Here is a 21,079-nt window from a genome sequence, read left to right on the forward strand (position 1 = left end):
TATTCGAGGTGCATCAGCGCAGGCCGAGGCCGCGGGCGATCATGCCGCGCAGGATTTCCCGGGTGCCGCCGCGCAACGAGAAGGTCGGCGCGACCTGGTTCAGGTAGGCGACCGTGCGGTACAGCTCGTCATCGACGGGGATGTCCGGATGGGCGCTGATCGCCGAGGCAATCGCTGACGGAATCGCCTGTTCGAATTCAGTGCCGATGTCCTTGACCAGCGCGGCTTCCACCACCGGGCTTTCACCCCGGGCGAGCAATGCAGTCAGCGCCAGCGAGAGGTTGCGCAGGCAGGTCAACTGCGTGAGGAAACTGCCGAGCAACGCGGATTCCTGTGCAGTGGCGCCGTGACGGCGCAAGGTGTCGGCCCACAGATCGAGCAACACCACGCTGGAGTAGAAACGCTCCGGCCCGCTGCGCTCGAACGCGAGTTCGGCATTCACCTGCTTCCAGCCGCTGCCCTCCTCGCCCACCAACGCGTCTTCACCGAGCAAGACGTCGTCGAAGGCCACTTCGGAGAAATGCGCGTCGCCGGCCAGGTCGACAATGGGACGCACGCTGATGCCTGGCTGCCTGAGGTCGATGATGAATTGTGACAGCCCGTTGTGACGGTCCTCGGGCGAACCGCTGGTGCGCACCAAGGCGATCATGTAGTCGGCGTGATGAGCATTGGTGGTCCAGATCTTGCGCCCGCTCAGACGCCAGCCTTCAGGGCAACGGGTGGCGCGGCTGCGCACGCTGGCCAGGTCAGACCCCGAGTTCGGTTCGCTCATGCCGATGCAGAAAAACGCCTTGCCGGCGCAGATGCGCGGCAGGAAAAAATCCTTCTGCGCGTCGTTGCCGAATTTCAGGATCAACGGCCCGCTCTGGCGGTCGGCGATCCAGTGCGCCGCCACCGGAGCACCGGCCGACAGCAGTTCCTCGACCAGCACGAAGCGACTGAATGCATCCAGCCCGGCACCGCCATAAGCAGCCGGCAAGGTCAGGCCGACCCAGCCACGTTGCGCCAGTTGGCGACTGAAACCGGCGTCAAAACCGGTCCAGCTGCGGGCCCGTACATCCGCCGGGACGCTCGGCAGATGCTCGGCCAGAAAACCTTTGACCTCGGCACGAAAGGCCTCGGCGTGTGGCGGCAGCGCGGTCAGGCGAAAGGCGTCGAGCAAGCTGCTCACTGGGCACCTCCACTGACTTTGCCGTACAGCGTCACCACGCATGCACCGCCCAGCCCGAGGTTATGGGCCATGGCCAGACGTGCACCGTCGACCTGGCGTTGATCGGCGTTGCCGCGTAATTGCCGGGTCAGCTCGTAGCACTGCGCCAGACCGGTCGCGCCCAACGGATGGCCCTTGGAAAGCAGGCCGCCGGACGGGTTGATGACGATTTGCCCGCCATAGGTGTTGTCGCCGTCCATGACGAACTTCTCGGCCCCGCCCTCGGGGCAGAAACCCAGCGACTCGTAGCAGATCACTTCGTTCTGGGCGAAGCAGTCATGCAGCTCGCACACATCGATGTCCTGCGGGCCGACACCGGCCTTCTCGTAGACCTGGCCCACGGCGGCGTGGGTCATGTGGGTGCCGACCCAATCGAGCAGCGACGGCTTTTCGAAGTTGAAGGATTCCGGGGTGTCGGTGGTCATCGCCTGGGCGACGATTTCCACGTCGCGGCGCAGGCCATGCTTTTTCGCAAAACGCTCGGACACCAGGATCGCCGCGGCACCACCGCAGGTTGGCGGGCACGCCATCAGGCGGGTCATGACGCCTGGCAGAATCACCGGGTCGTTCATCACGTCTTCGACGCTAAGCACCTTGCGAAACAATGCGAGCGGGTTGTTGGCTGCATGACGGCTGGCCTTGGCGCGCACGGCGGCGAAGGTTTCCATTTTGGTGCCGTATTTGTGCATGTACTCGCGCCCGGCACCACCGAAGGTACGGATGGCCTGAGGCATGCCATCCATATCGGCGGTGAGACCGCGCAGGATCGGCAGGAAGCGTTCGCGGGTTGGCGGGCGGTCGTCCCAGTGGGATTTCAACGCGCCGGCCTGCATCTGCTCGAAACCCACCGCCAATACGCAATCGGCCGAACCGGACTCGATGGCCTTGCGCGCCAGGTACAACGCGGTGGAACCGGTGGAGCAGTTGTTGTTGACGTTGACCACAGGAATCCCGGTCATGCCCACTTCGTACAGCACGGTCTGACCGCAGGTGGAGTCGCCGTAGACATAACCGGCATACGCTTCTTGCACCAGTTTGTAGTCAATGCCCGCATCAGCCAGGGCCAGGCGTACCGCTTCGGAACCCATCTGCACATAGGTCGGGCTGTCGCTGGGCTTGCGGAACGGGATCATGCCGACGCCGGCCACCAGTACTTTTTCGCTCATGGTGTCACCTGAAAATGAGGGGGAAGGATCACAACTGGCGCGCGATCAGCTCGCGCAGCACTTCACTGGTGCCGCCAAAAATCCGCGTCACACGCATGTCGACGAAGGCGCGGGCAATCGGGTACTCGAGCATGTAGCCGTAGCCGCCGTGGAGCTGGACCATGTCGTCGATGCACTGCCAAAGCGTCTCGGTGGCGTACAGCTTGGCGATGGCCGATTCCTGCACGGTCAGGCGGCGGCGCATGTGTTCGGCGATGTAGTGGTCGATGGTCAGGCGCACGGCGGTGGCCTTGGCCTTGATGTCGGCGAGCTTGAATTTGGTGTTCTGGAAATCCCACACGGTCTGGTTGAAGGCCTTGCGGTCCTTCACGTACTCGACGGTCTGCTCCAGCAGGCGCTCGAGCTTGGCGGCGCTGTACAGGGCGATCACCAGGCGCTCTTGGGGCAACTCTTCCATGAGGTGCATGAAGCCTTTGTTTTCTTCACCGAGCAGGTTGCCCACCGGCACGCGCACGTCGTCGAAGAACAGCTCGGCGGTGTCGGCAGCGTGCTGGCCGACCTTCTCCAGCTTGCGGCCACGACGGAAACCCACGCGATTGCACTCGACCATGATCAGGCTGCAACCCTTGGCGCCAGCGCTCGGGTCGGTCTTGCACACCACCACGACCATGTCGCAGGTCAGGCCGTTGCTGATGAAGGTCTTGCTGCCATTGATCACCCACTCGTCACCGTCACGCACGGCGGTGGTGCGGATCGCCTTGAGGTCGGAACCGGTGCCCGGTTCGGTCATGGCCACCGCCAGCACGGTTTCGCCGGAGCAGATTTTCGGCAGCCATTTCTGCTTCTGCTCTTCGGTGCCCAGGCGCACGATGTAGGGCGCGACGATGTCGGAATGCACGCCCAGGCTCCAGCCCGAGACACCGGCGCGGTACAGCTCTTCGATCAGCACCGCCGAATGGCCGAAGTCGCCGCCGCCACCGCCGTACTCGGTCGGCACGGTGAGGCACAGCAGGTTATGACGGCCCGCCTTGAGCCAGGTTTCCCGGTCGACCTGCCCGGCCTCGTCCCACTGCGCCTGCTTGGGCAGGCATTCACGCTCGAAGAAACGCCGCGCGGTTTCACGCAGCATTTCGTGGTCTTCACGGTAGACGGTACGGTTGATGTGCATCGGGATCTCCAGTGGGTTGCCAGGCAGGCATGCGCCTGGTTCGTGGGCCCACTGTATTGGCGGGGGGTGGGTGATGAAGCCACCCGGATCGGGTAGCGGATTGCGACCCCCTGTGGGAGCGAGCTTGCTCGCGATGGCGGCGGCACATTCAATATTGGCGGTGCCTGACACTCCGCTATCGCGAGCAAGCTCGCTCCCACAGGTTTTTGTGATGCGCTTATTTACGCAGTTCGCGCTTGAGGACTTTGCCGGCGGCTGACAGTGGCAGCTCGTCGCGGAACTCGACGGTCTTGGGGCACTTGTAGGGGGCGATGAATTCACGACAAAACAGGCGCAATTGTTCTTCATCGACCTGCGAATCAGGCCTGCGCACCACCACCGCGTGAACCGCCTCGCCCCACTGCTCATGGGGAATGCCGATCACTGCGCACATCGCCACGGCCGGGTGTCGCGCCAGTACGTTTTCGACTTCTGCCGAGTAAACGTTTTCCCCACCGCTGACGATCATGTCCTTCAAGCGGTCGACGATGAACAGGTAGCCCTGCTCGTCCATCCACGCTGCGTCGCCGGTGTACAGCCAACCGTCGCGCAACGCGCTGGCGGTTTCCTCGGGCTTGTTCCAGTAGCCCTGCATGATGTTCGGCCCGCGCACGATGATCTCGCCCACCGTGCCACGCGGCACCTCTTGACCCTGCGGGTCGACAATCTTCACGTTGACGCCCAGGCCGCCACGCCCCACCGAGCGCGACAAACCGCTGATGCGCGCCTCTGGCGTGTGATTGCACGGCAGGTTGCTGGACACCACCGGGCAGGCCTCGGTCAGTCCGTAGGAATGTGAAAGTTCGATGTCCGGCAGTCTGGCCAGCACTTGCTCGACCATATCCCCGGCACTGGGTGAAGCGCCGTAGGTCAGGCGTTCCAGGCTGCCCAGGTCATACTGGTCAAAGTCAGGATGAGCCAACAGCGCAAGGATCATGGCCGGCACCAGCAACGTCTCGGTGACCCGTTCGCGCTCAATCATCTGCAATGTCTGCAACGGGTCGAAGCTCGACACCAGCACATGGCTTTCACCGGCCAGAAACTGAATCAGCGCACGGGCCATGCCGGCGACATGGAACAGCGGTGCGACATGCATCAGCAGGCCGCCGCGGATCGGCGGCATGTCCACCATGCGGGGCATGCACGCCGACCACAGGTTCAGGTGCGACTGCATCACACCCTTTGGAAACCCGGTGGTGCCGCCGGTGTACATGATGCAAGCAAGGTCTTCCCCGCCCCGCCCGGCGTCTTGCACCGGAGCAGTCTGGGCAATCAGTTGCTCGAAACCCGACATGCCGGCCGGCACGTCACCGTCGCCCGCGTAGATAAACAACGGAGCACGCTGGGCACGGGCACGAATGCTGTCGGCCAGCCCGGCGAAGTGTTCATCGACGATGAGGATGCCGGTACTGCAATCGTCCAGCGAATAGACGATCTCCGGCACGCTCCAGCGGATGTTCACCGGGTTGAGTACCCCACCGCCCCACCACACGCCCATGATGTATTCCAGGTAGCGGTCGGAGTTCAGCGCCAGCATGCCGACCCGGTCACCGGCCGCCATGCCTAGTTTCTGCAAGGCGCCCGCCAGGCGAGCGACCCGTTCGCCAAATTCACGGTAGGTGTGGCGACGCTCGCCATGGATAGTCGCGATATGGTCCGGGTTCTGTTGCAGCGTGCGTTGCAGGCATTGGGTCATGTACATGCTGTCAGCTCACGCCCCGATCCGTGCCCCGCCAGAACGGTTCGCGCAGATCGCGCTTGAGTACCTTGCCCGCACCGGACAACGGCAACGCAGCACGGAATTCCACGGATTTCGGGGTCTTGTAGCCGGCAATCTGCCGACGGCAGTGTTCAATGATCTGGGCGCTTGCAACCTCGTTGTCCGGCTTGAGCACCACCACCGCGTGCACCGCTTCGCCCCACTGCGCGCAGGGAATGCCGATCACTGCGCAGGCGGCGACGGCCGGGTGACTGGCAATGGCGCTTTCCACCTCGCCGGAATACACGTTCTCGCCACCGCTGACGATCATGTCCTTGAAGCGGTCGACGATGTAGATAAAGCCATCCGCGTCCATGTAGGCGCCGTCGCCGGTGTGCATCCAGCCGCCGCGCAAGGCCTTGGCGGTTTCCTCGGGGTTGTTCCAGTAGCCGAGCATGATGTTCGGGCCGCGCACCACCACTTCGCCGACGGTACCGCAGGGCACTTCGTTGTCATTTTCGTCGACGATGCGCACCGTGACCCCCAGCCCCGGCCGCCCGGCCGAGCGCAGGCGGCCATTGGCGATGCCTTCGGCGCTGTGGTTTTCCGGGCCGTTGGCAGAGATCGGCGGCGCCGCTTCGGTCATGCCGTAGCCTTGGGTGAACTCGACATTCGGCAAGGCCTTGAGTGCCATTTCCAGCAAGGGCACGGCAATCGGCGAAGCGCCGTAAGTCAGGCTGCGCAGGCAGCTCAGATCATGCCTGGCGAAATCGGGGTGCATGATCAGCGCCTGAAGCATGGTCGGCACGATCAGGATATCGGTGATGCGCTCGCGCTCGATGGTGCGCATCACGTCCTGGGCATCGAAGGCCGGAACGAAAATACTCGGCAGCCCCAGCAGCGAAATCAGGATCACCCGCGACAGCGCCGCCAGGTGGAACATCGGCGCGATGTGCAGGGTCAAGGCGTCCGCCGGCACCGGCACGTCGGCGGCGCGGGCCACGGCAGCGGTCCACAGGTTCATGTGCGACTGCATCACGCCTTTCGGTCGGCCGGTGGTGCCGCCGGTGTACATGATGCTCGCCAGGTCATCGCCGCCGCGAAACGCGTCGTCCACAGGCGTGGCTTCACGAATCAATTGCTCGTAGGACAGCATGCCTTCTGGCAACGGCCCGTCGCCAATGTGGATCAACAGCGGCCGCACCCTGGCGCTGCTGGCAATGCCTTCGGCCAAGGGCAGGAAGGTGTCGTCGATCAGCAGGATGCGGGTGTCGCAGTCGTCCAGCGAATAGACGATTTCCGGCACGCTCCAGCGAATGTTCACCGGGTTGACCACGCCACCGCCCCACCAGGTCGCCAGGAAATACTCAAGGAATCGGTCGGAGTTCAGGCCCAGCAGACCGACGCGATCGCCGGTCTGCATCCCTAGTTGCTGGAAGGCCCCGGCCAGGCGAGCCACCCGGTCGGCCAGTTCGGCATAGGTGCGGCGTCGGTCACGAAAGACCGTCGCCACGGCATGGGGACGTTGCTGCAGCACGCGGTGCAGGCCTTGGGTCAGATACATGAGGTTCTCCTGTGAATTATTGTTGTCAGGTAACGAACGCGACTCTACGGATCAGGTACCGGTGTATTTCGGCGAGCGCTGCTCGACCTGGGCCATGCGCCCTTCGGCGTGATCTTCGCTGTCGCGCAGCAAGCCCCAGTGCAGATGGGCCTGGGTGACGAAATCCCGGGGCGCGAGATGGGCGCTCTGCAAGGCCAGGCGCTTGATCGACTGCACCGCGAGCGGGCCGTTGGCGGCAATGCGCTCGGCCAGGTCCAGCGCCGCTGCCAGCAGACGGTCCTTGGGCAGCAGCTCGATGATCAAACCGATGTCCAAGGCCTGCCCGGCGTTGATCGATTCCCCGGTCAGCGCCATTTTCATGGCATGGGCCGCTGGAATTGCACGCAGCAAGTACTGCACGCCACCGGCCGCCGGAATGGTCGCGTCGCACACCTCAGGCAAGCCGAACGTGGCGCTGGCCGAGGCAATGCGCAGATCGCATTGCAGCGCCAGCTCAAGACCGCCCCCCAGGCAGGCCCCATTGATGGCGGCAATCACCGGTTTCCAGATGTCCAGGTCGCTGAGGTCGAACAGCCGGCTGTAGCCGCCCTCCTCGGCTTCGGTTTCGCGGCTTTTGAGGGTGCCGGCGACAAAACCGGATGCCGCCAGCAACGACTCCTTGTGGCTTGCACCGCTGCAAAACGCGCGCTCGCCGGCACCGGTCAAGACGATCACCCGCACCTGCTCGTCATCCTGGCAGGCACCCAGGGTCTTGCGCAGGTGCATCAGATCGCTGACGCTCAGCGCGTTGTTCGACTGTTGCGCATCGAGCGTGATGAGTGCCACGTGATCGATGATCTTGAACTGAATGGCCATGGTGTAACTCCTGCGCTGCGCGATTCTTCATGTTGTTTTTCAGGCGCCAAAACCCAGGCCCAGTTCACGCAAGCGCTCGATGGCCGCGGTGTCGAAGCCCCAGTCGCGCAGTGCTGCGTCGCCATGTTCTCCACGCTCGGGCGCCGGTTGCGGTTGCGCCGATGGCGTGCCGAGGAAACGCGGAGCCGGGACCGGTTGCACCACCCCGTCGACTTCGATGAAGCTGCCACGGGCAACGCCGTGGGGGTGCCTGGCTGCTTCGGCCAGGCCCAACACCGGTGCAACGCAGGCGTCGCTGCCTTCGAAGGCCTCTTCCCATTGTTTGCGGGTACGACCGAGGAACGCGGCAGTAAATGCCTCACGCAGGCGTGGCCAGCCAACCCGGTCGTGCTGGCTGGGCAGGTCTGCGTTGGAGAGCCCGAGAATGTCCAGCATCTGCCCATAGAAGCGCGATTCAATCGGCCCGATCGCCATGTACTGGCCGTCGCGGGTTTCGTAGGTGTCGTACCAGGGCGCACCGCCATCGAGCAGGTTGCTGCCGCGCTGTTCTTTCCAGTGACCACCGGCCAGCAGGCCCCAGATCACCGAGCCCAGCTGCGCCGCACCTTCGGTCATCGCCGCGTCGACCACCTGCCCGGCGCCGCCGCGCTGCACATTGACCAGCGCCGCCAGTACGCCCATCGCCAGCAACATGCCGCCACCGCCATAGTCACCCACCAGGTTCAGCGGCGGCACCGGCCGACCACCGGCCGGGCCAATACTCGACAGCACACCCGACAAGGCGATGTAGTTCAGGTCATGACCGGCGCGATCGGCCATCGGGCCGGTCTGGCCCCAGCCGGTCATACGGGCGTAGACCAGGCGCGGATTGCGCTGTAGCGCGACTTCCGGGCCGAGCCCCAGGCGCTCCATCGTGCCGGGGCGAAACCCTTCGATCACCACGTCGGCGCGTTCAATCAACTCCAGCGCGACAGCGACACTGTCGGGGCGTTTCAGGTCGAGAGTGACCGAACGGCGGTTGCGCCCGGTGATGTCGGCCCGCTTGCCTTCAAGTTTCGGCCCCAGGTCACTGGCCTTCTGCGGCCGGTCGATGCGTACCACGTCGGCGCCCATGTCGGCCAACAGCATGGTGCCAAACGGCGCCGGCCCGATTGCCTCAAACTCCACCACCCGAATGCCGCTCAGTACGCCCATCGCCAACGCTCCGTGATTCTTCTGGAGCGCCAGCAGCACTCCTATTGTTGTGCCATCCAGTAGATCAATCCCGGCCCCACCGACCACCACCCGCATCGGGTGGTGGCCGCCAAAGACAGGGTCATCCCGGCCATGGTCTGGGTTACACTCGATGAGATTCGGCGCACTCACAAAACAAAAAAGAATCGGACAGCCCCATGGATAAACACCGCAAGTCCAATGCATCGGACACCCATGCCAGCCAGGTCTTCAATCCGGTTCAGTCCCCGATCGTCAGCACCAAACTGGTTCCGCCGCGCAGCGCCGGGCGCCTGATTTCCCGCGAGCGCCTGCAGGAGCAAATGCTCAAGGCCCGCCGCCTGCGTTGCATCGTGCTCAAGGGGCCGGCCGGGTGTGGCAAGACCTCGACCCTGATCGCCTGGCGCCAGGCGCTGTTGCCGCTGGGGTTCGATGTGGCGTGGCTGACGCTGTCGGCGGATGACAACGAACTGGCGCGCTTTCTTGACTATCTGCTGGCGAGCCTCGGCCAGATCGACCCGACGCTCGTGCGCGAAGCGACTCAACTGGAAGGTCGCGGCATCGACAGCGAAGCCGTGGAGCGGACTGTCATCACCCTGGTGCGCAGCATTGCCAGCCGTGGCCGTGAGCTGGTGCTGGTACTCGACGACCTGCACCACCTGACTGACGTAGGCATTCACCAGGCCCTGCAATGGCTGATCGACTACGCCCCGGCCAACCTGCATCTGGCGCTGATATCGCGCAGTGTCGTGCCGCTGTCCCTGGCGCGGTTGCGCAGCCAGGAACTGGTGCTGGAACTGAACCTGCGGGACTTGCGTTTCACGTCCGCCGAATCCGAACAGTTCCTCAAGGCGCAGTTGGGCGAGATCACCGCCCGGGACGCCAGGATGATGCATGAGCTGACCGATGGCTGGGTCGCCGGCCTGCAACTGCTCGCCGTCAGCCGCAAAAAGAATCGCCCGCCTGCCGCCACAGAGGCAACGTCGGTGCAGGCGCAGCTACGGGACGATCAAGCCTTCGCCAGGTTTTTCGAGGTCGAAGTGTTGTCCCACCTGTCACCGACAGACCTGGACCTGTTGCTGCTCATGGCCGTGTGCAACCGTTTCTGCGCCTCGTTGTGCGCTGCCTTGAGCGGTCACCCGCAGGCGGTTGCCGAGGCGAACGCGCTGCTGACGCGGCTGGAGCGAGACAACCTGTTCCTGATTCCGGTGGACAGCGCCGAGCGCGAAACCTGGTATCGCCTGCACCCATTGCTGCGCGAAACCCTGCTCAAGTATTTCGACTCGCGCAGCAACGCCGAGCAACAAGCGGTGCACGTTCGCGCATGGAACTGGTTCCGCGAGCACAATCACCTGGATGAAGCGGTGCACCATGCGGTCATGGGCGGCGACCCGTCGGCCGCCGCCGATCTGGTGGAACAACACTGCGAGGCGCTGTACGCCCATGGCGACCTGCGCATGTTGATCGAGCTGGTGCGGCTGTTGCCGGTCGAACAGGTACAGGCCCGGGTCAAGCTGCGCATTCTCAAAACGCGGATGCAGCTGTATGCCAGGGACTTCGTGGCCTGCACCGCCAGCCTCGAACAACTGTTTCGCGACGTTCCCGAGAGCGAAGTCCATGACCGCTTCATGATCTCGCTGCTGCGCGCCTCTTTGGCCCTGCAACGGGATGACACCGATGCGGCCATGACGGTCCTGCCGCAATTGCTCAACCCGCCTGCGGGCAGCAACAGCGTGGCCATCGGCTCCTGTGCCAACATCCTGTCCTGGCTGTACATGCACCGCGGTGAATACGAAAAGGCCCGGCAGGTGCAACTCGACCGGCCGAACCTGCTGATCAATGGCCAGCCGCTGTTGGGGACCACGGCGGGCAGCCTTCAGGGTCGTTGCCTGATCGGCTTGAGCTTGGCCCTTGAAGGCCAGATGACCCAGGCGGAACGGGTTTACCGCGATGTGCTGCATGAAGCCAGCCAATGCGGCAAGGGCGGTGCCGACGCGACTTATCTCTCCGCTGCGCTGCTCGGCGAAGTGCTATACGAAACCAACGACCTCGACGCCGCGTTCAAGATGCTCTCGGGCTGGATCGACATTCTCGAACGGATTTCGATTCCCGATTCCGTGCTGCGTGTGCTGCAAGTGCTGTGGAATGTGCAATGGCTGGCGGGTAACCATCAGGAGGCCCTGGCGTTTGTCGAGCGGCTTGATGAGTACGCGATCAAACTCGGCCTGGAGCGCCTGCAAGCCTACTGCCTGACCTGGCAGGTGCGCTGGTTGCTGACGCTCGGGGAAACCGCACAAGCCCAGGCCAAACTGGCGCGCCTGGATGCCATCGACGCGCGCCACCCGGACGCCGGGCACACGGCACTCAAGGAAATCCACATCCTGGCCGAGAACGCCCGCGCTCGCTGGCAACTGGCACAGGGCGACCTGGACGGCGCCTTCGCACGCATAGAACAGCTGATCGAAACCTGTGAAAGGCACCGCCGCCAACTCGGAGCGGTACGCCTGATGGTGCTCAGTGCCGTGATCGAGTCCGAACGGGGTCACCATGAGCAGGCGCGGGACAAGGTCATGGAGGCGCTGCGCCGAGGGCAACGCTTCGGCCTGGTACGTAGCCTCATCGACGCCCACCCGAACGGGTTGAACCTGATCTGCGATATCACCAGCCGGGAAGTCCTGGACCCGGTGCTGGCGTTTTATGTCGAGCGCTTGCAGGCCGCCGGGGCCACGGCCCCTGCGGTCTCGAAAGCCAAGCCCGCGACGGCGGCAACCAGCAAACCGCTGGCGGCCGGGATCGAGCCCTTGAGCGAGCGGGAGATCGAAGTGGTGCGCCTGCTGGCCCAGGCCCTGCCCAACAAGAAAATCGCCCGTGCGCTGGGGCTGTCCCCGGAAACCGTGAAATGGCACCTGAGCCATATCTACAGCAAGCTCGGCGTCAGCAGCCGCGATGAAGCGGTGGCGCGGGTGCGGGATCTGGAATCGCAAAGCGATACCGGGGTTACCCCTCCATAACAGACAAGTAAAGAACCTGTGGGAGCGAGCTTGCTCGCGATGACTGACTGCCAGCCAATACAGATGTCGACTGACAGTCCGCTATCGCGAGCAAGCTCGCTCCCACAGGGATTGTGTTGAGCCTGTAACCGGCAAATTCTCCCCCCGCCACCCACCTCGGGTGGCGTTCGCTCGCTGCCCCCCACCTATCGTAACCCTCAGACCACAGGCGCAGTTCGCGCCTTGCGTAAGCGCTCGGCCTATGGCCGGCCTGGCATTTTTGAGGAGTCTTGCGTGCACATCGCCCGAACCGTTTTCCGCGACGACCATGAGATGTTCCGCACCACCGTGCGGCGTTTTTTCGAGCGTGAATGCCTGCCGCGCCAGGCCGCCTGGGACAAGGCCGGCCAGGTCGACCGGGAAACCTGGCTCAAGGCCGGCCGCGAAGGCCTGCTCGGCATCACCCTGCCCACCGAATACGGTGGTGGCGGCGGCGATTTCGGCCACTGCGCGGTGTTCAACGAAGAGTTCGCCCGGGCTGGCGTGAGCGGCGCCTACTTCGGCATGCACTCCGACGTGATCGCCCCCTACATCAACCGTTGCGGCAACGAAGAACAGAAACAGAAATGGCTGCCGGGCATCTGCGCAGGCGAAATCATCCTCGCCATCGCCATGACCGAACCCGGCACCGGCAGCGACCTGAAAGCCGTGCGCACCACCGCCGTACGCGATGGCGACGAGTACGTGATCAATGGCAGCAAGACCTTCATCAGCAACGGCCTGACTGCCGACCTGGTGATCGTCGTGTGCAAGACCGACCCGGCCGCTGGCGCCAAGGGCATCAGCCTGATTGCCGTGGAAACCGGCCGCGCCGGTTTCAATCATGGCCGCAAGCTGGAAAAGGTCGGCCAGCACGCCCAGGACACCGCCGAGCTGTTCTTCGACAACGTCCGTGTACCGGTGGGCAACCGCCTGGGCGAGGAAGGCCTGGGCTTCACCTACCTGATGGGGGAACTGCCCCAGGAGCGTTTTTCCATCGCCGTGTCCGCCGCCGCCAAACTTGAGCGCCTGCTGGAGCAGACCATCGAGTATGTGAAAGACCGCAAGGCCTTCAACCAGACCGTGTGGGACTTCCAGAACAGCAAATTCAAGCTCGCCGACATCAAGGCCCAGGCCACCGCCCTGCGGGTGATGGTCGACTACTACCTGGGCGAACACATGCGCCGACGGCTGACCCTGGAAGAAGCCGCCATCGCCAAGCTCCACACCACCGAAACCCTGTGGAAATGCATCGACGACATGGTCCAGCTGCACGGCGGCTACGGCTACATGATGGAGTACCCGATTGCCCGCGCGTTCGTCGACATGCGCGTCAACCGCATCTACGGCGGCACCAGTGAAGTCATGCGCGAAATGATCGCGCGCAAGCTCTGAACCTCTCAAACAACAAGGAAAACAACGATGAGCAATAAAGTGTTCGTTGCTGGCGTCGGCATGATCCAGTTCAAGAAACCGGGGACCAACGAGCCCTACGACATCATGGGTGAACAGGCGATTCGCCTGGCCCTGGCCGATTGCGGGCTGGACTTCAGTGACATCCAGCAGGCCTACGCCGGTTACGTCTACGGCGACTCCACCTGCGGCCAGAAAGCCCTGTACCGCGTGGGCATGACCGGTATCCCGCTGATCAACGTCAACAACAACTGCGCCACCGGCTCCAGCGCGCTGTTCCTGGCCCGGCAGGCCGTGGCCAGCGGTGCGGTGGACTGCGCCCTGGCATTTGGCTTCGAGCAGATGAATCCCGGCGCGTTGAAATCCGCCTGGACCGACCGCGCCCCGGCCACCGAGCGCGCCCTCAAGCTGACCAACGAACTGGTGGGCATGCCCGACCTGCCGACCGCCATCCGCCAGTTCGCCGGCGCCGGTTACGCACACATGCAGAAGTACGGCACCCGGCTGGAAACCTTCGCCAAAATCCGCGCCAAGGCCAGCCGCCATGCCGCCAACAACCCGCTGGCCGTATTCCGCAACGTAGTCACCCCTGAGGAAGTCCTGGCTGCGCCAATGTTGTGGGAAGGCGTGCTGACCCGCCTGATGGCCTGCCCGCCGACCTGCGGCGCCGCCGCGAGCATCGTGGTCTCCGAAGCTTTCGCAAAAAAGCATGGCCTGCGCACCGACGTGCTGATGGCCGGCCAGGCCCTGACCACTGACCTGCCGAGCACCTACGACGCCAAGGACATGATCCGCGTGGTCGGTTTCGACATGACCCGCATGGCCGCCGACATCGCCTACAACCAGGCGGGCATCGGTCCACAAGACATCGACGTGATCGAACTGCACGACTGCTTCGCGCAGAACGAGCTGCTGACCTACGAAGGCCTCGGCCTGTGCGCTGAAGGCGGCGCCGAGCAACTGGTCAACGACGGCGACAACACCTATGGCGGCCAGTGGGTGACCAACCCCTCCGGCGGCCTGCTCTCCAAGGGCCACCCGCTGGGCGCCACCGGCCTGGCCCAGTGCTACGAGCTGACTCATCAGCTGCGCGGCACCGCCGAACAACGCCAGGTGCCGAACGCGCGCATCGCCGTGCAGCACAACCTCGGTCTGGGCGGCGCCTGCGTCGTCACCGTGTACCAGAAAAACTGAAGCGACCGGGTAATCAAGGAGTCACTCAGATGATCGACAAGAAACACATCGGCAGACAACTGCCCACCTTCCTCGCCACCGCCGAAGCCGGGCAACTGCGCTTCTTCGCCAAGGCCACCGGGGAAACCAACCCGATCTACTTCGACGAGCAGGCCGCTCGCGATGCAGGGCATCCGAACCTGCCATTGCCACCGACCTTTCTGTTCTCACTGGAATTCCAGATCCCGTCCAACGCCTGGCGCTTTGAGCTGGGCATCGTCACCGCGCGCATCCTGCACGGTGAGGAATCGTTCCGTTATCACCGCATGGCCTATGCCGGCGACACCCTGCGCTTCGACGTACGCATCGCCGACATCTACGAAAAAAAAGGCGGCGCGCTGGAATTCGTGGTGCGCGAGACCCGAGTCACCAACCAGCACGGTGAGCACGTCGCGGACCTGCGCAGCGTGCTCGTGCAGCGCAACAGCTGAAGCGGAGAACACTGATGAACGCGATTAGCCTGGAAAAAATCAACATCGGCGACACCCTGCCACCGCTGGCGCTGCCGCCGATCAACCGCACCACCCTGGCGCTGTTCGCCGGCGCGTCGGGCGACCACAACGCCATTCACATCGACACCGACTACGCGCGCAAGGCCGGCATGGCCGACGTGTTCGCCCACGGCATGTTGTCGATGGCCTACCTCGGTCGCCTGCTGACCCAGTGGGTCGACCAGCGCCAAGTGCGCGAGTTCGGCGTGCGCTTTCTCGGCATCACCCACCTGGGCCACCAGATCAACTGCACCGGCACCGTGGTCGAGCGTTTTGACGTCGACGGCGAGCAACGCATCAAGGTTGAAGTGCGCACCACCAATCAATACGGCGAGACCAAGATCGTTGGTGACGCCGTGATCGCTCTGTAAACAAACCCAAGAATTGAGGAGCAACACCCCATGGCAAAACTCGAAGGCAAAGTAGCACTGGTCACCGGTTCCGGTCGTGGCATCGGCCAGCAGATCGCCCTGAAACTGGCGAGCGAAGGCGCGCGTATCGTGATCAACGACCTCGACGCCGATCCGGCCCACGAGACTGCGCAACTGATCCGCAAGATGGGTGGCGAAGCCGCCGTCTGCCACGGCAACGTCAGCGCCCCGGACTTCGCCGAGCGCTACATCAAGACCGCGATGGACAACTTCAACGGCATCGACATCATCGTCAACAACGCCGGCTACACCTGGGACGACGTGATCCAGAAGATGACCGACGAGCAGTGGTACGCGATTCTCGACTGCCACATGACCGCACCGTTCCGCATCCTGCGTGCCGCCTACCCGATCATCAAGGCGCAGGCCCAGGCGGACGCCGCAGCAGAGCGCGAAGTGTTCCGCAAAGTGGTGAACATCTCGTCGGTCTCGGCCCTCAACGGCAATGCCGGGCAGATGAACTACTCCTCGGCCAAGGCCGGCGTACTGGGCATGACCCGCGCGCTGGCACGTGAATGGGGCCGTTTCAAGGTCAACGTCAACGCCGTGGCCTTCGGTTTCATCGAAACCCGCATGACCAGCGCCGACGCCCATGCCGGTGCCACGGTGAACATCGAAGGCCGTGACATCCGCGTCGGCATCAGCCCGGAAGCGGCAAAGTCCTTCGCGCAGCGCAACCCGTTGGGCCGCCCGGGCACCACGAAGGAAGCGGCCGACGCCGTGTACCTGTTCTGCTCGCCGGAGTCGAACTACATCACGGCCCAGACCATCGCGGTGGCCGGCAATCTGCAGTAACTGTTCACGCCGCCGCACCGATCAGGCGCGGCGGCGTTGTTTGAGATTGATGACCGCAGGATCACCCATGAACATGACTGAAACCAATATCCGCCAGGCTGCCATCAAACTGATCTCGCGTAATGGCTACGGGTCGATGAGCCTGCGTCAACTGGCAACCGAATCGGGGATCAACGCCTCGACGCTGTACCTCTATTACCAAGGCAAAGGCGAGTTGCTGCTGGAGCTGATCCTCGAATACTTCGAGGCAATGTCCCAGGAGTGGGCCCGGTGCCGCCCCGCCGTAGCGCGTGCCGATTTCAAACTCCGCGCTTTCGTGGCCTGCCATGTGCGTTATCACCTGGAACATCAGGACCAGGCAGTACTCGGCAACCTGGAATTCAGGAGCCTGGACGAAAATTCGCTGGCATTGGTGCGCCAGGCCCGTCGGGTTTACCTCAAAGACGTGCAAGATCTGCTGGAACAAGGCGTGCGTGAAGGCTCGCTCAGCTGCGCCGAACCCAAACTGATGGCGCGCACCCTGTTCAACATGCTCACCCACGCCTGTGTCTGGTATCAGGCCGATGGCCGCTGGAGCGTCGACGAAGTGATCCGCCATTACTCGGAACTGGTGCTGAAAATGCTCGGTGCCGCGCCCATCGCATCACCTCGCCCACCCGTGCGTCGTGTGGCCATTACACGCCGCGCTGTGCCGATGGAGGCAGTTTCATGAGCGACCTCATGCAACCCTTTTCCATGGCCGGCAAAACCGTATTGGTAGCCGATGCCACCACCCGGCTCGGCACCCATTTCGCCCGACTGATCAGCCTCGCCGGCGCCCGGGTAGCCCTCGGCGCGCAACGCCCCGCACAGCTTGAGCAGCTGGAAGCCGACCTGCGCTGGGAGGGTGGTGAAGTGCTGATCGTCAGCCTCGACAGCGCCCGCCGTCCCAGCATCGAAGCGGCGCTTGAGGCCGTCGAGGAGCGCTTCGGCAGCATCGATGTACTGATCAACAACAGCGCCGAGCGCGAGCACGTGGCGCTGAACAATCACCTGGTCCATTGCACCAGCCTGCGCATGATCAAGGCCGAACGTGGCGGCAGCATCGTTAACATCGAACCGCCGCCCCGCCCGATCAGCGAGCCCAACCCTTGTTTGCGCTCCAACAGCAGCCTGATCCGCATGAGCCGGGCCATGGCCCAGTCGCTGACGCCGCATCGGATTCGGGTCAATGTGATTGCCGCCGGACGCGGCAAGGACACGGGTCTGCAGGAGCTCAACGGGCCCTTGCTATTGCTGGCCAGTGGCGCGGGTGCCAGCGTCACCGGTGCGGTGTTGCATATCGACAACCACACCACCTGATACGGGTGGCGTGTTGTTTCTGACGACCCTTGAACATCGGGACCGGTCGCCCTGCGCGACGCCCGTCAACAAGGAGCCAGTCAGATGACTCGCATAAAAAAGTGGCTGCCGAAACTCGCCATGGTGGCGACAACGGTCATGGCAATGGCGGCGAATGCCGCTGACAAACCCAACATCCTGGTGATCTTCGGCGATGACATCGGCCAGACCAACATCAGCGCCTATTCCATGGGCGTGGTTGGCTACAAGACCCCGAACATCGACCGCATCGCTCACGAAGGCATGCTATTCACCGACTACTACGCGGAGAACAGCTGCACGGCCGGACGGTCATCGTTTATCACTGGTCAGTCACCGCTGCGCACCGGCCTGACCAAGGTCGGCGTGCCGGGGGCACCGATCGGTATCCAGAAACGCGACATCACCCTCGCCCAGGCCCTCAAGTCCCAGGGCTACGCCACCGGCCAGTTTGGCAAGAACCACTTGGGCGACAAGGATGAATTCCTGCCGACCAACCACGGCTTCGACGAGTTCTTCGGCAACCTGTACCACCTCAACGCCGAAGAAGAACCCGAGCGCCCGTACTGGCCCAAGGACGACCCGGACTTCGTCAAATCCCGGACTCCCCGTGGCGTGATCCACAGCTACGCCGACGGCAAGATCGAAGACACCGGCGCACTGACCACCAAGCGCATGGAAACCATCGACGACGAAACCACCGCCGCCGCGCAAGCGTTCATCGAGAAACAGGCCAAGGCGGAAAAGCCGTTCTTCGTCTGGATGAACACCACGCGCATGCACGTGTTCACCCACGTGCGTGAATCGATGAAGGGCCAGAGCGGCATGCCCGGCAACGATTACGCCGACGGCATGATCGAGCACGACGGCGACGTCGGCAAACTGCTAAAAACCCTCGACGACCTGAAAATCACCGACAACACCATCGTCGTCTACACCACCGACAACGGTCCGAACCAGTTCTCCTGGCCGGACGCGGCGACCACGCCGTTCCGTAACGAGAAGAACTCCAACTGGGAGGGCGCCTATCGCGTACCGGCGATTGTGCGTTGGCCGGACAAGATCAAGGCCGGTGAAGTGTCCAACGAGATGTTCTCGGGCCTGGACTGGTTCCCTACCCTGCTCGCGGCGGCTGGCGATACCGAGGTGAAGGACAAGCTGTTGAAAGGCTGGGCACCGACTTCGGGCGGCACCAGTTTCAAGGTGCACCTGGATGGCTACAACCAGTTGCCCTACCTGACCGGTCGACAACCCAAAGGGGAACGTCGCGAGTTCTATTACTTCAACGACGACGGCGTGCTGGTGTCCATGCGCTTCGACAACTGGAAAGTGGTCTTCGCCGAACAGCGCGAACCCGGTGGTTTTGCGGTATGGAGCAGCCCGTTCGTGCCGCTGCGGGTGCCCAAGCTGTTCAACCTGCGCATGGACCCATATGAGCGGGCTGACCTGGTCTCGAACCAGTACAACGACTGGCTCGTGAAGAACTCCTACCTGCTGGCCGCGGGTGTGGCCAAGGCTGCGCGCTTCCTGCAGACCTTCATCGAGTACCCGCCGAGCCAGAAGCCCGCCAGTTTCAGCGTTGACCAGATTCGCGCGGCGGTCGACGCGAAAATCGAAGAGAGGCAGAAAAACCAGGCCAAACCGTAAGAAGCCTCTCACTCAGAAAGTCCTGGAGGACAAACACCGCACCCGTGGCGAGGGAGCTTGCTCCCGTTGGGTCGCGAAGCGACCCCAAAAAATGGGCCTGCTGCGCAGTCCAGCGGGAGCAAGCTCCCTCGCCACATTCGGAGCTTTATCGTCAAAGCGTGAAATTAAGCTTGGGCTAAGGTTGCTTCTTTAATCTTCGACACTTTCGAGTAGTCGAGCATTTCGAAGATGGGTAGTGTCGATACAAACGCCAAGCCACCGTTCAGCATCGTTCTGGTTAATTACAAAACCCCCGAACTCACCAGGATCTGCCTGGAGCTGCTGCAGGAGCATGTCCAAAAATCAGGCATTGCGGTCTGGGTGGTGGATAACGGTTCGGCGGACGCCAGCGTCGAGTATTTGCGCTCGCTCGACTGGATCAACCTGATCGAGCGCGATGCCCCCACCAAAGAACCAGGGCACATCGCCCACGGCAAAGCGCTGGACATGACGCTGGCCAGGGTCAATACCGACTACCTGTTCCTGATGCACACCGACACGTTCGTCTTCGATGCAAACGTCTTTGCGATGATGATGGACTACTGCACCAAGGATCAAAACGTCATCGCGGTCGGTTGCACGGAGCAACTCAACCGCGGACTGCCAAGGACTGCGTGGCGCTTTACTTCACGCCTGATCAAGCACCACTACCGACGCCTGAAGCAATCGCTGGGCCTGCGATCAAAGGAGCCGAAACCCTACCGGGAAACCTACCTGAAAAGCTTTTGCACGCTATGGAATGGCAGGCTGATCAAGCAGCAGGGTTTGCATTTTCAGATCGATGACCGTGTGCCCGGTTATGAGCTGCAAGACCGCGTGATCGACCTTGGCTACAAAGTCGTGTTTCTTTCGCCCGGCAAAATCTTCAAGTACCTGGACCACGTCCAGTCCGGCACCGTCGCCGCGGCGGGCGGATATGGCCAAGGTCATCGACGGACGAAAATGTACCAGGACATACTCAAGCGCTTCGGTGCGGCCAACACCTCGACGTCTTGAATAATCCCGCGCCCACAAAAAAGCCCACTCACCGTTGCCGGTTCAGTGGGCTTTTCGCATCAGGCTGATACTGGCTCACTGTTGCAGGATAAAGGTCGCCAGGCTTTTCAGGTCGTCCGGACTCAACTGCGCGAAAGGCGGCATGGGCACATCCCCCCACTTCCCGCTGCCGCCGTGCTGGATGCTGGACATAAGCCTGTCCATTGCTTGCGGGTCCTTGGCATATTTGGCCGCCACATCGCGGTAGGCCGGGCCTACCACTTTGTGATCGATCGCGTGGCAGGCCAGGCAGGCGTTGTTCTGCAGCAAGGCCTTGGCGTCGACTTTTGCCACAGCCACCGCCGGGGGCTGGGCCGCCGGGGCGTTCGAGGCAGCCTGAACATCGGCATCATTGGCCTTCGCACTGCCGTAGGTCACCGCCAGGTAAGCGCCGATCACACTCACATCCTGATCGCTGATCGGAGCGCCGTACACGTGCTGCATCTTGCCCGCTTCGGCGGTCCACTGCGCCAGGCTCAGGCCAGGCGGCTGGAAGCTGATGTAATCGGCCGAATGGCAGATGGAACACTTCTGCTGCGCCAAAGCGTAGCCAGGCATCGTGCTGGGCTTGAACGCAGCCGTTTCAGGCGGCAGCGTGATGGACAGCGGCGCGGCGCCAGCCAGGGTCGCCAGACAAACCTGAGCCGCGCAGAGCAAGGCGGTCATGCATTTCACAAGTTTCATGCAGCCCTCC

18 protein-coding genes are annotated in these 21,079 nt (G+C 63.1%); 10 read left to right on the forward strand and 8 right to left on the reverse strand.

Features of this window, described 5'->3' with window-relative positions; genetic code table 11:
* Positions 1-13: 13 nt before the first annotated feature.
* The 7 genes from WHX55_RS18620 to WHX55_RS18650 form a co-directional block, all read right to left on the reverse strand.
* A complete protein-coding gene (locus WHX55_RS18620) occupies positions 14-1,171 on the reverse strand; it encodes an acyl-CoA dehydrogenase family protein (RefSeq protein WP_353741012.1) in 1,158 nt (385 codons plus the stop codon).
* Positions 1,168-2,376, reverse strand: a complete 1,209-nt coding sequence (locus WHX55_RS18625) for a lipid-transfer protein (RefSeq protein WP_151214390.1) — start codon at positions 2,374-2,376, stop codon at positions 1,168-1,170. The genes WHX55_RS18620 and WHX55_RS18625 overlap by 4 nt, the downstream gene beginning before the upstream one ends.
* A gap of 28 nt (positions 2,377-2,404) precedes the next feature.
* On the reverse strand, positions 2,405-3,544 hold the full coding sequence (locus WHX55_RS18630) for an acyl-CoA dehydrogenase family protein (protein ID WP_353741013.1): 1,140 nt from the start codon (positions 3,542-3,544) through the stop codon (positions 2,405-2,407).
* 217 nt (positions 3,545-3,761) lie between these two features.
* Positions 3,762-5,285 carry a long-chain fatty acid--CoA ligase gene (locus WHX55_RS18635; RefSeq protein WP_151214392.1) on the reverse strand — a complete coding sequence of 508 codons (1,524 nt, stop codon included), beginning with the start codon at positions 5,283-5,285 and terminating at the stop codon, positions 3,762-3,764.
* Positions 5,286-5,289: 4 nt separating this feature from the next.
* Entirely contained in the window at positions 5,290-6,846 is a 1,557-nt protein-coding gene (locus WHX55_RS18640; RefSeq protein ID WP_151214393.1) for a long-chain fatty acid--CoA ligase, read from the reverse strand.
* A 51-nt stretch (positions 6,847-6,897) separates the two neighbouring features.
* Entirely contained in the window at positions 6,898-7,701 is an 804-nt protein-coding gene (locus tag WHX55_RS18645) for an enoyl-CoA hydratase-related protein (RefSeq protein WP_151214394.1), read from the reverse strand.
* 39 nt (positions 7,702-7,740) lie between these two features.
* A complete protein-coding gene (locus WHX55_RS18650; RefSeq protein ID WP_151214395.1) occupies positions 7,741-8,895 on the reverse strand; it encodes a CaiB/BaiF CoA-transferase family protein in 1,155 nt (384 codons plus the stop codon).
* Between the two features lie 197 nt (positions 8,896-9,092).
* Here WHX55_RS18650 and WHX55_RS18655 point away from each other — a divergent pair, with 197 nt between their 5' ends.
* From WHX55_RS18655 to WHX55_RS18700, 10 genes are all read left to right on the forward strand, one after another.
* The gene (locus WHX55_RS18655; protein ID WP_151214396.1) at positions 9,093-11,924 is read left to right on the forward strand and encodes a LuxR C-terminal-related transcriptional regulator; all 2,832 of its coding nucleotides are present in this window, start codon (positions 9,093-9,095) and stop codon (positions 11,922-11,924) included.
* A gap of 312 nt (positions 11,925-12,236) precedes the next feature.
* Positions 12,237-13,337: an acyl-CoA dehydrogenase family protein gene (locus WHX55_RS18660; protein WP_257605547.1), complete on the forward strand. Its 1,101-nt coding sequence runs from the start codon at positions 12,237-12,239 to the stop codon at positions 13,335-13,337.
* A gap of 27 nt (positions 13,338-13,364) precedes the next feature.
* Complete coding sequence (locus WHX55_RS18665; protein ID WP_151214398.1) at positions 13,365-14,549, forward strand: lipid-transfer protein; 1,185 nt, start codon at positions 13,365-13,367, stop codon at positions 14,547-14,549.
* Positions 14,550-14,578: 29 nt separating this feature from the next.
* Positions 14,579-15,019: a MaoC family dehydratase N-terminal domain-containing protein gene (locus WHX55_RS18670; protein WP_151214399.1), complete on the forward strand. Its 441-nt coding sequence runs from the start codon at positions 14,579-14,581 to the stop codon at positions 15,017-15,019.
* A gap of 14 nt (positions 15,020-15,033) precedes the next feature.
* Entirely contained in the window at positions 15,034-15,450 is a 417-nt protein-coding gene (locus tag WHX55_RS18675) for a MaoC family dehydratase (RefSeq protein ID WP_353741014.1), read from the forward strand.
* A 30-nt stretch (positions 15,451-15,480) separates the two neighbouring features.
* Positions 15,481-16,305, forward strand: coding sequence for an SDR family oxidoreductase (locus tag WHX55_RS18680; RefSeq protein ID WP_151214401.1), 825 nt, complete (start codon positions 15,481-15,483; stop codon positions 16,303-16,305).
* 67 nt (positions 16,306-16,372) lie between these two features.
* Positions 16,373-17,017, forward strand: a complete 645-nt coding sequence (locus WHX55_RS18685) for a TetR/AcrR family transcriptional regulator (RefSeq protein WP_151214402.1) — start codon at positions 16,373-16,375, stop codon at positions 17,015-17,017.
* Positions 17,014-17,646, forward strand: coding sequence for an SDR family oxidoreductase (locus WHX55_RS18690; RefSeq protein WP_353741015.1), 633 nt, complete (start codon positions 17,014-17,016; stop codon positions 17,644-17,646). Before WHX55_RS18685 ends, WHX55_RS18690 begins: the two co-directional genes overlap by 4 nt.
* 84 nt (positions 17,647-17,730) lie before the next feature.
* Positions 17,731-19,311 carry an arylsulfatase gene (locus tag WHX55_RS18695; RefSeq protein ID WP_151214404.1) on the forward strand — a complete coding sequence of 527 codons (1,581 nt, stop codon included), beginning with the start codon at positions 17,731-17,733 and terminating at the stop codon, positions 19,309-19,311.
* Positions 19,312-19,539: 228 nt separating this feature from the next.
* Entirely contained in the window at positions 19,540-20,346 is an 807-nt protein-coding gene (locus WHX55_RS18700; protein ID WP_151214405.1) for a glycosyltransferase, read from the forward strand.
* A gap of 75 nt (positions 20,347-20,421) precedes the next feature.
* Here WHX55_RS18700 and WHX55_RS18705 read toward each other — a convergent pair whose 3' ends face one another.
* Complete coding sequence (locus WHX55_RS18705) at positions 20,422-21,069, reverse strand: c-type cytochrome (RefSeq protein WP_353741016.1); 648 nt, start codon at positions 21,067-21,069, stop codon at positions 20,422-20,424.
* Between the last annotated feature and the right edge of the window lie 10 nt (positions 21,070-21,079).

It is taken from the genome of Pseudomonas fluorescens (genome assembly GCF_040448305.1).
In the GTDB taxonomy this organism is placed as follows: domain Bacteria; phylum Pseudomonadota; class Gammaproteobacteria; order Pseudomonadales; family Pseudomonadaceae; genus Aquipseudomonas; species Aquipseudomonas fluorescens_BH.